The 12996-nt window shown below is 71.0% G+C and carries 13 protein-coding genes; 7 read left to right on the top strand and 6 right to left on the bottom strand.

Annotation, left to right across the window (positions count from 1 at the left end; all coding sequences use genetic code 11):
• Positions 1-2: 2 nt before the first annotated feature.
• The 3 genes from ITJ66_RS03915 to ITJ66_RS03905 all read right to left on the bottom strand — a co-directional run bounded on the left by ITJ66_RS03915 (position 3) and on the right by ITJ66_RS03905 (position 2251).
• Entirely contained in the window at positions 3-269 is a 267-nt protein-coding gene (locus tag ITJ66_RS03915; RefSeq protein WP_137242499.1) for a Rho termination factor N-terminal domain-containing protein, read from the bottom strand.
• A 102-nt stretch (positions 270-371) separates the two neighbouring features.
• Positions 372-1118, bottom strand: a complete 747-nt coding sequence (locus ITJ66_RS03910; RefSeq protein WP_194643561.1) for a ThuA domain-containing protein — start codon at positions 1116-1118, stop codon at positions 372-374.
• Positions 1115-2251 carry a Gfo/Idh/MocA family protein gene (locus ITJ66_RS03905; protein WP_194643559.1) on the bottom strand — a complete coding sequence of 379 codons (1137 nt, stop codon included), beginning with the start codon at positions 2249-2251 and terminating at the stop codon, positions 1115-1117. Before ITJ66_RS03905 ends, ITJ66_RS03910 begins: the two co-directional genes overlap by 4 nt.
• A gap of 117 nt (positions 2252-2368) precedes the next feature.
• Here ITJ66_RS03905 and ITJ66_RS03900 point away from each other — a divergent pair, with 117 nt between their 5' ends.
• Positions 2369-3565, top strand: a complete 1197-nt coding sequence (locus ITJ66_RS03900) for an ROK family transcriptional regulator (RefSeq protein ID WP_194643557.1) — start codon at positions 2369-2371, stop codon at positions 3563-3565.
• Between the two features lie 261 nt (positions 3566-3826).
• Here ITJ66_RS03900 and ITJ66_RS03895 read toward each other — a convergent pair whose 3' ends face one another.
• The gene (locus ITJ66_RS03895) at positions 3827-4831 is read right to left on the bottom strand and encodes an SDR family NAD(P)-dependent oxidoreductase (protein WP_191940318.1); all 1005 of its coding nucleotides are present in this window, start codon (positions 4829-4831) and stop codon (positions 3827-3829) included.
• A 172-nt stretch (positions 4832-5003) separates the two neighbouring features.
• Between ITJ66_RS03895 and ITJ66_RS03890 the strand changes: the two genes are divergently transcribed.
• The 3 genes from ITJ66_RS03890 (at position 5004) to ITJ66_RS03880 (ending at position 7257) form a co-directional block, all read left to right on the top strand.
• Positions 5004-5561: a TetR/AcrR family transcriptional regulator gene (locus ITJ66_RS03890; protein ID WP_138946160.1), complete on the top strand. Its 558-nt coding sequence runs from the start codon at positions 5004-5006 to the stop codon at positions 5559-5561.
• A gap of 125 nt (positions 5562-5686) precedes the next feature.
• Positions 5687-6313: an MSMEG_1061 family FMN-dependent PPOX-type flavoprotein gene (locus ITJ66_RS03885; RefSeq protein WP_191940317.1), complete on the top strand. Its 627-nt coding sequence runs from the start codon at positions 5687-5689 to the stop codon at positions 6311-6313.
• A complete protein-coding gene (locus ITJ66_RS03880) occupies positions 6313-7257 on the top strand; it encodes a PDR/VanB family oxidoreductase (RefSeq protein ID WP_194643555.1) in 945 nt (314 codons plus the stop codon). The genes ITJ66_RS03885 and ITJ66_RS03880 overlap by 1 nt, the downstream gene beginning before the upstream one ends.
• 473 nt (positions 7258-7730) lie before the next feature.
• Here ITJ66_RS03880 and ITJ66_RS03875 read toward each other — a convergent pair whose 3' ends face one another.
• Together ITJ66_RS03875 and ITJ66_RS03870 are read right to left on the bottom strand one after the other, a co-directional pair.
• Positions 7731-8579: a MaoC family dehydratase N-terminal domain-containing protein gene (locus tag ITJ66_RS03875; protein WP_194643553.1), complete on the bottom strand. Its 849-nt coding sequence runs from the start codon at positions 8577-8579 to the stop codon at positions 7731-7733.
• Entirely contained in the window at positions 8579-9856 is a 1278-nt protein-coding gene (locus tag ITJ66_RS03870; protein ID WP_194643552.1) for a CaiB/BaiF CoA-transferase family protein, read from the bottom strand. Before ITJ66_RS03870 ends, ITJ66_RS03875 begins: the two co-directional genes overlap by 1 nt.
• Before the next feature lie 169 nt (positions 9857-10025).
• Between ITJ66_RS03870 and ITJ66_RS03865 the strand changes: the two genes are divergently transcribed.
• From ITJ66_RS03865 to ITJ66_RS03855, 3 genes are read left to right on the top strand one after another with little or no spacing between them, the layout of a single operon-like run.
• Positions 10026-11036 carry an iron ABC transporter permease gene (locus ITJ66_RS03865; RefSeq protein ID WP_191940313.1) on the top strand — a complete coding sequence of 337 codons (1011 nt, stop codon included), beginning with the start codon at positions 10026-10028 and terminating at the stop codon, positions 11034-11036.
• Entirely contained in the window at positions 11033-12088 is a 1056-nt protein-coding gene (locus tag ITJ66_RS03860) for a FecCD family ABC transporter permease (RefSeq protein WP_370582566.1), read from the top strand. Before ITJ66_RS03865 ends, ITJ66_RS03860 begins: the two co-directional genes overlap by 4 nt.
• A complete protein-coding gene (locus tag ITJ66_RS03855) occupies positions 12085-12936 on the top strand; it encodes an ABC transporter ATP-binding protein (RefSeq protein ID WP_085512078.1) in 852 nt (283 codons plus the stop codon). The genes ITJ66_RS03860 and ITJ66_RS03855 overlap by 4 nt, the downstream gene beginning before the upstream one ends.
• The last annotated feature ends 60 nt before the right edge of the window (positions 12937-12996 follow it).

Raw genomic sequence — 12996 nt, 5'->3', positions numbered from 1 at the left:
GCTCAGCTGTCGCGGAGCATCGCGATGAGTTCGCTCTTCCGCTTGCTGGAGTAGCCGGTCAGGCCGATCTCCTTCGCGCGCTCGCGGAGCTGCGCGACCGTCCAGTCGTCGTACGACCCGGCCTCGCCACCCTTCTCCCCGATCGTCGAGCGTCCCTGCTTCGCCGCGGCGTTCGAGATCCGAGCGGCCTTGCCCTTCGACGCGCCGTCGTCGCGGAGCTTCTCGTAGAGCTCGGGGTCCTTCAGCGAAGGATTCTGCTTCCCGGGCATGTCGTCCTCCCTCATCGTCCGGTGGTCGGCCGATCGGCCTGCCACCAGCCTCTCGCTGCCCGACGGATCGGTGGAGGGGCTGGTGTCAGGGACACGGACGCGCTAGTTCAGGAACCAGTCCCTCGGGTGCTGGTCCGCGGTCGGCGGCGTGCGCTCGATCGTCGGGCGCGCCCACTGGGCCGCGTTCGCCAGCACTCGACGGATGTCGGGGTGGTGGTAGACCGGGTACTCCTGGTCGCCCGGCGAGAAGTAGAACACGCGCCCGCGACCGCGGTGGTACGCGACACCGGACCGGAAGACCTCGCCGCCGGCGAAGGTGGAGAGGAACACCTCCTCGTCGGGGCGCGGGATGTCGAACTGCTCGCCGTACATCTCCTGGCGGTCGATGACGATCGGGTGCGGGACACCCTGCGCGATGGGGTGGTCCGGGAGCACTGTCCAGACGAGCTCCCGCTCGCCGTCGTTCCGCCACTTGAGGGCGCAGCTCGTGCCCATCAGCCGCTGGAAGACCCGCGAGTAGTGCCCGGAGTGCAGCACGACGATGCCCATACCGGCGTGGACGTGGCGCACGACCCGCTCGACGACCTCGTCGGAGACCTGGTCGTGGGCGATGTGCCCCCACCAGAAGAGGACGTCGATGTTCGCGAGGACCTCCTCGGTGAGACCGTGCTCGGGATCCTGGAGGGTCGCGGTCGAGACGGACACGGCGTCGCCGAGCGACTCCTCGAGGCCCGCCGCGATCACGGCGTGGATGCCGTCGGGGTAGTGGCCGAGCACCACGGCGTCACCGCGGGACTCGTGGACGAACTCGTTCCAGACGCGGATGCGGATCGGTGTCGTGGTGCTCATGCGGGGACCTCCAGTTCGTGCCCGGCGGCGGCCGAGGCGTAGGCGGCGTCGATGACGCGGCTGCGGTGCAGTGCGTACTCGCCGTGGTGACCGGCGAACCGGAGTTCACCGCCGGCGGTCTCGCCCGCGCGGATGGTGTCGAGGAACTCCGCGATGACCGACTGATGGTGGCCGGCCGGGACCTGGACCGCGGGACGTTCGATCGTCGGCGCACCGGCGACGTCGCGGTAGATCGTGACCGTTCCCTCGGTGTTGTAGTTGTCGACGTGGAGGCGGACGCCGCCCTCCGAACCGAGGAGCTCGACCGAGATGTCCTCGTGGGCCTTCGAGTAGGACGCCCACGACGCCTCGAGGTGCAGGCTGCCGCCGTCCTCGAACCGCAGGAGGGCGGACGCGAAGTCCTCGACGTCGAAGGCGTGCGTGGACCGGCTCGAGACCGGACCGCCGCCGGAGGAGCCACCGCGACCGGCGCGGCCGAGCTCGTTGTACGCGACGGCCGAGACGTGCGTCACGCGCGGCTCGCCGAGGAGCGACAGCGCGATGTCGAGCACGTGGGAGCCGAGGTCGATGAGCGGCCCGCCACCGGCAGCAGCCTTATTCGTGAACCAGGAGTCGATACCGGGCACACCCTGACGACGGAGCCAGGAGGCGCGCGAGTGGTAGACGCGACCGATCGGCTCCTCGGCGAGGTAACGCGCGAGGTAGGCGACGTCGGCACGACGGCGGTGGTTGTAGGCGACCTCGAGGACGCGGTCGGCGGCGGTCGCCGCCTCCACCATCTCGGCGGCGAGGTCGGCGGTCGTGGCGAGCGGCTTCTCGCAGAAGACGTGCTTGCCGCTGCGGAGCGCGGCCACGGCGATCGGGTGGTGCAGGGCGTTCGGCACACCGATCGAGACGATGTCGAGGTCGTCGCGGGCGACGAGGTCCTCCCAGTCGGCGTAGGTCTCGGGGACCCCACGGCTCTCGGCCAGCTCGGCGAGGCGCGCCGGTTCCTGGCCGGACAGGGCGACGACGGTGGCACCGGGGAGCGCGGTGAAGGCGTCCAGGTGCGTGGTCCCGGCGAAGCCGAGGCCGATGACGCCGACCCGGAGGTCCGGAGCGTCTGCTGATGTCGGGGCGGTAGTGGTGCTCATGCTCGGACGGTTCCTTTCGGGGTGCGGAGCCGAGCACTGTCGTGACCGGCGGTGGTCGACCTTCGCCACTAAATATAGCGGCCATATCTAGTAATGCAACCCTGCTACAGTCACCCCATGGTGGAACCGGGGATCGAGACGGGCAGGGCGAGCGTCGAACTCGTCGCCGCCTACGCCTTCGACCACGGTGCGTTCACGGCGAGCGACGTCATGGACGGGACCGGCCTGACCCGTGCCACCGTGCTGAACGCCTGCGACGCACTCGCCGACCGCGGCTGGATCCGGGAGCTCGACGACGCCCGGGCCGCCGGTGACTACCGGCGGGGACGACCCGCCAGGCGCTACGAACTCGCCGCGGACACCGCGTTCGTGGTCGGACTCGACGTGGGCCAGCATCGGGTCGCGGCGCTCGTCGCGACACTCCGTGGTGAGGTCGTCGGCCGAGCCGAACGCCCCATCGCGGGTGGGGACGAAGACCCAGACCTCCGGCTCGCGACCGCGCGGACCGTCGTCGAGGAGGCGACGGTGCAGGCCGGCGCGACGCCGGGGCAGGTGCTCGTGACCGCCGTCGGCGTCCCGGCACCGGTGGACGCGCACGGCCGCTCCCCGCGCGGCGATCACGACTACTGGGCCCGGATGAACCCCGACTTCGCGAGCCGCCTCGGCCCCTGGGGCGACGTCGTGCTCGAGAACGACGCCAACCTCGCAGCCACGGCCGAGCGCGCCCTCGGAGAAGTGGCACGCGAGTCCATCGCCGTCCTCCTGGCCGAGGCGAGCTTCGGCGCGGGACTCATCGTCGACGGCGTGCTGCTGCACGGCGGGGCCGGCGGTGCGGGCGAACTCCGCGTGCTCGGGATGGTCGAGGGCGTCGGTTCGCCGGAGGGCCTCGACGGTGCGGCACGGTCGTGGCTGGAGGAGGATCAGCGATCCGGCGCGGTGCCGGCGGCCTCCCCGCTCGCCCGGATGCCGATCGGCACCCTCGATGTCGGCCGCATCATCGACGCCGCAGCCTCGGGCGACGCCTATGCCGGCAAACTCGTCGAACGTCTCGGGGAGCGCCTCGGGCGGGTGTGCGTCCTGCTCGGCAGCCTGCTCGACGTGGACGAGGTCGTCGTCGCCGGCGGCGTGGCCCGCGTCGCCTCACTCGTCATCGCCGCGGCGCAGACCTGGCTCGACGAAGGCACCTACGCGCCGACGCCGATCGTGCGGGCCTCGCGACTCGGCGCGGACGTCGTCGCCCTCGGTGCGATCACCCGGGCCGTCGCGACGATCCGCTCCCAGCCGTGGCGCTTCGCTACCGCGATCCCGCGCTGAGCGGCCTACACACGGTGCAGGGCGGCCCGGGCACAGCGCAGGGCCCCACCTTCCGCCAAGATCGGTGGGGCCCTGTGAGCGGTGTCACCGCAGTGCGAACGGTCGTTCCGGCCGTACTCGTTCAGAGCGTTCGCAGGGGACGGGCGACGCTGAGCGGGCCCGTGTGCTTCAAGATTCGCAGCAGAAACGCGTTCATCCAGCCCCAAACAGTTGTTAAGAATGGTTGTTCTTATCGATTGCTGAAGTTCTGCGCGAGCGCGGCTACTGCACCGACCATCCGCCGTCGGACGGCAGGATGACGCCGTTGACGTTGACGCCGTCGTCGCTCAGCAGGAAGGTGATGGACGCCGCGAGCTGCTCCGCGGTCGCGATCGTCGGGATCGCCGCCTGGAACGGTCCGAGCCGCGCCGAGCCGGCCTCGGAGACGTTCGGCGGGAAGGGGATCCCCGTGGCGACACCGCCCGGAGCGACCGCGTTGACCCGGACGCCGTGCGGTCCGTACATGAAGGCGGCGCTCTTGGTCATGCCGACGACCGCGTGCTTCGAGGTCGTGTAGGCGTTCCCCGAGGCGTTGCCACGAAGCCCGGCCTCGGACGCGATGTTGACGACCGAACCGGATCCGGCCGCGACCATCGACGGCAGCACGGCCCGGGTCAGCTTGAAGGCGCCGGTGACGTTCACGCCCATCACCCGCTCCCAGGTCGCGTCGGAGGTCTCGTGGAGCGGGGAGAAGTCGTCGTTGATGCCGGCGACGTTGGCCAGCGCGTCGATCCGTTCCCCCGCCGCGGCGACGATCGCGGCGATGTCGTCCTGCTTCGTGATGTCGCCGGCGACCGTCACGAGGTCGGCGTCCGGCAGGCTCGAGGCGAGGTCGGCGAGCTTGTCCTCGAAGAGGTCCACGGCCACGACCCGGCCGCCCTCGCGCGCGACGCGGGATGCCGTGGCACGGCCGATGCCGGAAGCGGCCCCGGTGACGATCACGGTCTTGCCGGCGAACCGACCGACGGTGATGCGCTCCTGCCACCCCTGGGGCGCGTCGTCGACGGGTGCGACGCCGTCGTTCGCGGCGAGGACAAGGTCGTCGATGAGTGACTGGGGCAGCTTGCCCTGGCTCAGGGCGACGAGCTGCTGGAGCGGGAGGCCCGAGATCGGGGCGAGCTGCGATTCCTCGGTGCCCAGCTGGGTGAGGAGGCCGCGGATGAGCGGACCGCCGGTGGGGTCGGCGAGCCATGCGGCGATCGGGGTGTTGGCGGTGAGGGCGCTCATAGGGTTCCTTTGTTCTCGGGAGGGCGATGAGCAGCGGGATCGCATGGGCCTCGATCCATACCGGACATCATTGTCCGGTACACGTTACGCCGTCCATGGCACGGCCGCCAGCCCTCACGGTCGGCTCCCAGCCGGGTCCACCGAACCGGTCGCGCGGCGTTACGCTACCGGGATGTCGTCCACGCCCCCGAAGCCGAACCGAGGCCCGAGCGCGGGACCCGAGAACCGCCGAGCGCTCGTCGCCGCAGCGCGTCAGGTGTTCGCCGCGGACGGCTTCAGTGCTCCCCTCAGCGCGGTCGCGAAGCGGGCGGGCGTCGGGCAGGGCAGCCTGTACCGGCACTTCCCCGACCGACTCTCCCTCGCGCTCGCAGTGCTCGACGAGAACGTCGGCGAGCTGGAGGAGCACACCGGGCGACCCGATGCCACCCTCGACACCCTGCTCGACGTCGTGATCGACCAGGCCCTCGTCACCTCGCCCTTCGTCGAGGCGATCCTGGGCGAGGGCGACGACCCGCGCGTCATCGAGCTCGGCACCCGCCTCGACCGCCTCGCGCACGCCCTGCATGCGAAGGAACTGGCTGCGCATCGCATCGCCGACCACGTCGAGCCCGACGACATCCTCATGGCGATCTCGATGGTGGGGGCTACCCTCACCCGCATCCCCGATTCCCATCGAGCCGACACCGCGGCGCGCGCGAAGGCGATGTTCCGCCGCTCGTTCGGCCGATGAACCGGGGCGGGACGATCGACGCGACTGGGTCGGTGGCACAGGACACCTGCGAACCGTGTGCCGACAGCCCATTGAGGCGTGCGAGGGACGACCGTAGGGTCGGAGGGACAGAGAAGGGGTCCGCCATGCAGGCCAGCGCGTTCGCGTCGATCGACGTCGACACCATCCGTCGCTCCCTCGGCGAACCGGATCCCGCGGCGACGGCCAAGATCATGGACGAGCTCGACGAGAACTGCCTCGCCTTCCTCGCTCACTCGCCGTTCTGCACCATCGCGACGTCCGACGCCGACGGCCGGTGCGACAACTCCCCGCGCGGGGACTACCCGGGGTTCGTCCGGGCGCTCGACACCCGCACGCTCGTGATCCCGGAGCGCCTCGGCAACCGGCTGGCCGACTCCCTGCAGAACATCGTCCAGAACGGCCACATCGGCATGCTGTGCTTCGTCCCCGGCATGAGCGAGACCCTCCGGATCAACGGCAGGGCCACCGTCACCGACGACCCGGCGCTCATGGCGATGCTCGAGCAGGACCACGTGACGCCGCAGCTCGCGATCGTCGTGCGCACCGAGGAGGTCTACCTGCACTGCGGGCGGGCACTCCTCCGCGGCGGGCTGTGGGACGCCGAGATGCAGGAGCTCGCGGCCGAGGTGCCGAGTGCGGGCCGGATCTGGGCGAGCATGTCGGGCCTCAGCACCGAGGTCGGCGACGCCATCGACGAGGCGGTCGCCGTCGGGAACCAGAGCCTGTACTGATGCGCAATCGCGCGGGCATGACCCCGCTCATCGTCCAGGAGATCGTGCGCGAGACGCCGACGATCGTCAGCGTCGTGCTCGCCGATCCGGAAGGTCGCCGGCTCCCGCCGTGGGACCCCGGAGCGCACATCGATCTGCAGCTCATCACCCGACACGAACGGCAGTACTCCCTCTGCGGTGATCCGGCGGACGAGTTCCGGTATCGGATCGCCGTCCTGCGGGAGGAGCACTCGCGGGGCGCCTCGCACTACATCCACAACTTCCTCAAGGTCGGTCGGAAGGTGTTCATCCGGCCGCCGCGGAACCTGTTCCCACTCTCGGACGCGAAGCGGCACCTGCTGCTCGCAGCCGGCATCGGGATCACGCCGCTGCTCTCGATGGCGCGGCGGTTGGCCGCGGGCGACGCCGACTGGACGCTCGTCTACGCGGTGCGCACGCGGGAGGACATCGCGTTCGCGCCGGAACTCGAAGCCCTGGGCGACCACGTGCGGATCCACGTCAGCGCGGAGAGCGGCCGGCTCGACCTGGCCGGCCTCCTCGCGGGACTCGAGCCGGGCACCGACGTGTCGGCCTGCGGGCCGCGCGGGTTCACGGACACCCTCACGAACCAGGCCGAGACGCTGCCCGAGGACTGCCGGTTGCACCTCGAGCGGTTCGAGCCGAAGCCCCGCTCCTACCTGCCGAACACGGCGTTCACCGTCGAGTGCGCGAGGTCGGAGCGGACCGTCGAGGTTCCGGCCGGACAGACGATGCTGCAGGCGATGCAGGCCGCGCGGGTCGGTGTCGCCGGGTCGTGCATGCGCGGCGTCTGCGGCTCCTGTGCCGTGCAGGTGGTGGACGGGACGCCGGAGCATCGCGACTCCCTGACGACCGACGACGCGTCGATGATCATGTACCCGTGTGTGTCGCGGTCGCTGACGCCGACGCTCGTGATCGACGCGTAGGTGGGGCGGCGCGCCCCCGGCCCCCGAGCACCCCATCCCGGTCCCTGAGCACCCCATCCCGGTCCCTGAGCCTGTCGAAGGGCGACGTACCCCCGTGGGCACTTCGACAAGCTCAGTGACCGGAGGAAGACACGACGACCAACAGCGGATCCGGTCCCAAACCGGACAACCCACCCCGATCCCTGAGCACCCCACCCCGGTCCCTGAGCCCGTCGAAGGGCAGTGCACCCCGTGGGCACTTCGACAAGCTCAGTGACCGGAGGAAGACACGACGACCAACAGCGGATCCGGTCCCAAACCGGACAACCCACCCCGATCCCTGAGCACCCCACCCCGGTCCCTGAGCCCGTCGAAGGGCAGTGCGCCCCGTGGGCACTTCGACAAGCTCAGTGACCGGAGGAAGAGGGCTCAGTGACCGGAGGAAGAGGGCTCAGTGACCGGAGGAAGAGCACCGTGACCTGAGGGGCATTCCCTCAGGCTCCGTGCAGTGCCGCTCGCCAGGTGGCGTCGGCGGAGGCCAGGACCGTACCGTCGGCGGCACGCACGACGACCGAGGTGCCCTCCGGGCCCTCCGTCCCCGCGATGCGGAACGCCGTGTCGACGAGCACCGGCGCCTTCGCCCGGAAGCGGACCGACGCGAGCCGACGACCACCGGCGTTCGCGGTGAGGGCGTCGAGCACCAGGATGCGGGTGAGCGGGCCGTGCACGAGGAGGTCGTCGAGCCCCTCGACCTCACGCGCCCACTGGCGGTCGTAGTGGATACGGTGTGTGTTGCCCGTCACGGCCGAGAAGCGGAACAGCTGGCGGGAGTCGAGCGAGCGGGTCACGGTCCAGTCGGCTCCGGCGTCGGGATCGACCGCGTCCTCGGCGGCTACCCCGGGTGCCGCCGTCCGTGGGGAGGGCACCGCGGGCTGCGCCTCGAGGAACACGTCGTGCCAGGTGCTGCGGACGGCGACCTCACCGTCGACGAGGTACTCACGCACGAGGTCGGCGAAGACCAGGCGGCCGGCCCGCCCCTGCTTCTCGACGAGCGATCCGAGGCTCGTGCGCTGCGTCACCACGTCGCCGTAGCGGAGCGACGCCAGGAACTCCGTGTCCTCCCCCGCGTACATGCGGCGCGGCAGGTCGATGACCGGCAGCACGCCGTCCTCCGCAGGTGAGCCGTCCTCGCGGAGCTGCGCGAACGGCGTCTCGAACGGGAAGTGGACGCCCTCCCAGCCGGCGGGGAGCTCCTCACCCAGGACCGGTTCCGGTGCCGCGATCGCGAAGGTGCTCCGGTACCAGGAGGCGGGACGGAGATCGAGCGTCTCCTCGCGGTCCACTAGATCACCCCGTCGGAACGCAGCGCGGCGATGCGGTCGGCGTCGTACCCGGCGAGCGCCGTGAGCACGTCGTCCGCGTGTTCGCCCATGTGGTTCGCGGGACGGTCGGTGGTCGCGGGGGTCGCGCTCAGTTTGATCGGCTGACCGAAGGATCGGAGGGTGCCGAAGGAGCCGTAGTCGCTCTCGACGACCATGTCGCGTTCGGCCGTCCCTGGGTCGTCGACGACCTCGCCGATGGTCTTCACGGCGGTGAGCGGGACGACGTCGCCGGCCAGTTCCTCGAGCTCGGCGCGGGTGCGGTCCGCGAACCAGGAGACGACGAGCGGCTTGACGCGTCGGGCGTAGACCTCCTCGTCGAAGCGCTTGCGCATGGTGTCGATCTCGGGGTCGGCGATCGCCTCGGGCGTGCCGAACAGCTCGCAGCTCGCCTTCCAGAGCTTGTCGGTGTACGCGCCGAAGAACACCTGTCCGTCGGCACAGGGGAACAGCTCGTAGGGCCGGACCCAGGCGTGTTCGTTGCCGGAGGGCGAGGCGACGGTGCCGTCGACGGTGTAGTCGACGACCGCGGTCTCGGTCATTGCGATGATGCTGTCGACCTGGGCGACGTCGACGAGCTGCCCCACACCGGTGCGCTCGGCGTGCCGGAGGGCGGCGAGGGTGCCGATGACGCCGAACATCGTCGCGGAGAGGTCGCCGATCGTGACGCCGACGCGCACGGGCGGCTGGTCCGCGTAACCGTTCATGGACCAGAGCCCGCCGGCGGCCTGTGCTGTGTTGTCGAACGCCGGACGGCGGCTCCGTGAACCCGTTTGCCCGTAGCCGGAGATCGCGGTGTACACGAGCTTCGGGTTGATGGCGGCGAGCGCCTCGTACGGCAGGCCGAGCTTCGCCATCGTCCCCGGGCGGAAGTTCTCGACGAGGATGTCGGCGCTCGCGACGAGGTCGCGCAGCACCTCCTTGCCGGCGTCGCTCGCGAGGTCGAGCGCCAGGCCGAACTTGCCGCGGTTGTACTGGCCGTAGTAGCCGCTGAACTCCTCGTCGCCGTCGCGCAGGTAGGGCGGGAAGCCCCGGGAGACGTCGGGGTCGTTCGGGTTCTCGATCTTGATGACGGTCGCGCCGAGGTCGGCGAGCATCGACGCCGCGTAGGGGCCGGCGAGGACGCGGGAGAGGTCGAGGACCACGACGCCCTCGAGCGAGCCGGGCGGGACGGCGAGTCGTTCCGTGGCCGCGAGGACCGCTTCGGTGTCGGCTCCGGTCGACGGCTGGTGCTCGGTCATGCGTGTCCTCCTGATCGCCGTACTCCGTACCGGTCAACGGTATCGGGCGGTGGAGGCCTCACCCATGTGCGAACCCCACACCTCCGGCGCCGATCCATGGACCGCCCGTCCGTCACCGACGATGACGGGTGTGCATCGCGACCGGGATAGGTGAGGCTAGGCTTACTTTATGCGCAGCGCGACCCTCCTCCGATCGAGACGCGCGCTCGCCGTCGGCACGCTGGCCGCCGCGCTCCTCGTCGTCGCCCTTGCAAGTCTGATGCTCGGGAGCAACCTCATCAGTCCCGTGGCCGTCCTCACCGCCCTGTTCGACCCCGCCCAGGACACCGGCGCCGTCGTCTGGGGGTCACGGGTGCCGCGCACGGTGCTCGGCGTCCTCGTCGGCGTCTGCCTCGGGATAGCCGGTGCCGTCATGCAGGGGCAGACCCGCAACCCGCTCGCCGACCCCGGCCTGTTCGGCGTCTCCGCCGGCGCGAGTCTCGCGGTCGTCGTCGGGGTCTACGTGCTCGGCACGAGCTCGGTGGTCACGACCCTCTGGCTCGCCCTGCTCGGCGCCACCGTCGCCAGTGTCGTCGTGTTCTCCGTCGCCGCACTCGGTCGCGGCCTGTCGAGTCCCGTCCCGCTCGCGATCGCCGGCACCGCCGTCTCGGCCCTCCTCGTCGCCCTGACCTCGTACCTCGTCCTGTCCGACGAGACGACCCTCGCCGCCTACCGCATCTGGGTGGTCGGTTCGCTGTCCGGCCGATCGCTCACGGGCGTCGACGCGGCCCTCGTCTTCGCCGGACTCGGCCTCGTGTTCGCGGTCGCCAACATCCGCTCGCTGAACGCCCTGGCGCTCGGGACGGAGCTGGCGAACGGTCTCGGCGAGAACCTCATCCGCGCGCGACTCGTCGGGCTCGCCGCGATCACCCTGCTCACGGCCGCCGCCGTCGCCCTGACCGGCCCGATCGCCTTCGTCGGACTCACCGCCCCGCACATCGCCCGCACCCTCGTGGGCGGGCATCACGGCTGGCTCCTCCCCGCCTCGGGACTCGTCGGCGGGAGCGTACTGCTCGCGTGCGACGTGATCGGTCGACTCATCGGTGGCACCGCCGAGGTGCCCGTGGGCGTCGTCCTCACCGTCGCGGGTGGGGTCGCCTTCATCGCCATCGTGCGCCGCGGACGGATGGCGGAGCTGTGAGCGCCGTGCGGGAGGGCAGCCGCTTCTTCGGCCGTCTGTGGCGAGGGCGGGTCGTCGGCGTCACGATCGCCTGCCTCGTCGTCGCGCTGGCGTTCGCCCTGCTCGGGATCGTCGCCGGTTCGTCGTCCCTGACGATCCCCGACGTGATCACCACCCTGCTCGGCGGCGGGACCGGTGGTCAGGAACTCATCGTGTTCGAGCTCCGCCTCCCCCGCGTCGTCGGCGGTCTCCTCGTCGGTGCGTCCCTCGGACTCGCCGGGGCGCTCACCCAGACGTTCGCACGCAACCCGCTCGCCACCCCGGACATCCTCGGTGTCACCTCGGGTGCCGCGCTCGGGGCCGTGGCCGCGATCGTCCTCGTCGGCGGCAGCTACTCCGTCGGGGCCGGCGCGCTCAGTCTCGGCCTGCCCGCCATGGCCGCGATTGGCGCGCTCATCACCTCGGCCGCCGTCTACGCGTTGTCCTGGCGCGGCGGGGTCGACAGCTTCCGACTCATCCTCATCGGCATCGGTGCCACCGCGACGCTCGGCGGCATCACGAGTTACCTCATCGCCCGGGCGCAGATCACCGAGGCGGCAGCGGCAGCGCAGTGGCTCGTCGGCAGCCTCTCGGGCATCTCCTGGTCGAGCGTGTGGCCGGTGCTCGTCGCGCTGGTGATCCTGACGCCGATCGCGGTCCTGCAGACGAGCAGCCTCGACATCAGCCAGCTCGGCGACGAGTTGTCGACCGGCCTCGGCGTCGCGGTCCAGCGGCATCGGATCGTCGTCATCGCGTGCGCGGTCCTGCTCGTCGCCGCAGCCGTGTCCGCGGCAGGGCCGATCGAGTTCGTCGCCTTCGTCGCACCGCAGATCGCCCGCCGCCTCGCCCGCACCGGTCGTCCGCCGCTGCTCGCCTCCGCGCTGCTCGGAGCCGTCATCGTCACGGGCGGCGACGCACTCGTCCGTGGCGTCCTGCCGGGCGAGATCCCGGTGGGCATCATCACCGCGATCATCGGCGCGCCCTATCTCATCTGGTTGCTGACGCGCCGCAAGGAACGGGAGACCTCCGCATGACCGACCCCGCCACGACCCCCTCGCTCGTGAAGGAGCGCCCGACGCCCGCCCTCGAGGCTCGGGGCGTCTCCCTGGCCTACGACCAGACGGTGGTCTTCGAGGGGCTCGACCTCCGCATCGAGACCGGTGAGGTCACGACCCTCATCGGCGCCAACGGCTGCGGCAAGTCAACCCTGCTGAAGGCGTTCGGTCGCCTGCTCACCCCGACCGCCGGCACGGTCGAGCTCGACGGTCGCGGCGTGCGCTCGATCCCGACCCGCGAGGTCGCGCGCCGCCTGGCGATCCTGCCGCAGAAGCCGCTGACGCCGTCGGCGACGACCGTCCGCGACCTCGTCTCTCGAGGGAGGCACCCGCACCAGAGCCTCCTCAAGCCGTGGACGCCCGCCGACACGATCGCCGTCGACGAGGCCCTCGCCGCCACCGGCCTCGAGACCCTCGCCGACCGCGACACGGCCTCCCTGTCGGGCGGGCAGCTGCAGCGGGCCTGGATCGCCCTGGTCCTCGCGCAGCGGGCCCCCACGATCCTGCTCGACGAGCCGACGACCTTCCTCGACCTCAGCCACCAGCTCGACGTCCTCCGACTCGTGCGGTCGATCAACCGCGAGCGTGGCGCCACGGTCGTCATGGTGTTGCACGACCTCACGCTCGCCGGCCGGTACTCCGACCGACTCGTCGTCGTGGGGGGCGGCCGGGTCATCGCCGACGGCACGCCCTGGGAGGTCCTCACGCCGGCCGTGCTCCGCGAGGCGTTCGACCTCGATGCGATCGTCATCCCCGACCCGAGCAGCGGCTCGCCGCTCATCGTGCCCGTCGACCCCGACGACGCGATCGCCCTCGACGCGGAGTGATCCGGGCGATCGGGCATTCCGATATCATTTCGTGACTTAGGTTCGGCTACCCTAAGTATC

Source organism: Plantibacter sp. VKM Ac-2885 (genome assembly GCF_015351205.1).
In the GTDB taxonomy this organism is placed as follows: domain Bacteria; phylum Actinomycetota; class Actinomycetes; order Actinomycetales; family Microbacteriaceae; genus Plantibacter; species Plantibacter auratus.
The sequence above is the reverse complement of the archived record's forward strand: the minus strand, read 5'-3'. Positions and strand labels throughout refer to the sequence as shown.

Coding starts and splice junctions, on each gene's coding strand:
- ITJ66_RS03915 (WP_137242499.1), bottom strand. CDS start 269: ATGCCCGGGAAGCAGAATCCTTCGCTGAAGGACCCCGAGCTCTACGAG.
- ITJ66_RS03910 (WP_194643561.1), bottom strand. CDS start 1,118: ATGAGCACCACGACACCGATCCGCATCCGCGTCTGGAACGAGTTCGTC.
- ITJ66_RS03905 (WP_194643559.1), bottom strand. CDS start 2,251: ATGAGCACCACTACCGCCCCGACATCAGCAGACGCTCCGGACCTCCGG.
- ITJ66_RS03900 (WP_194643557.1), top strand. CDS start 2,369: ATGGTGGAACCGGGGATCGAGACGGGCAGGGCGAGCGTCGAACTCGTC.
- ITJ66_RS03895 (WP_191940318.1), bottom strand. CDS start 4,831: ATGAGCGCCCTCACCGCCAACACCCCGATCGCCGCATGGCTCGCCGAC.
- ITJ66_RS03890 (WP_138946160.1), top strand. CDS start 5,004: ATGTCGTCCACGCCCCCGAAGCCGAACCGAGGCCCGAGCGCGGGACCC.
- ITJ66_RS03885 (WP_191940317.1), top strand. CDS start 5,687: ATGCAGGCCAGCGCGTTCGCGTCGATCGACGTCGACACCATCCGTCGC.
- ITJ66_RS03880 (WP_194643555.1), top strand. CDS start 6,313: ATGCGCAATCGCGCGGGCATGACCCCGCTCATCGTCCAGGAGATCGTG.
- ITJ66_RS03870 (WP_194643552.1), bottom strand. CDS start 9,856: ATGACCGAGCACCAGCCGTCGACCGGAGCCGACACCGAAGCGGTCCTC.
- ITJ66_RS03865 (WP_191940313.1), top strand. CDS start 10,026: ATGCGCAGCGCGACCCTCCTCCGATCGAGACGCGCGCTCGCCGTCGGC.
- ITJ66_RS03855 (WP_085512078.1), top strand. CDS start 12,085: ATGACCGACCCCGCCACGACCCCCTCGCTCGTGAAGGAGCGCCCGACG.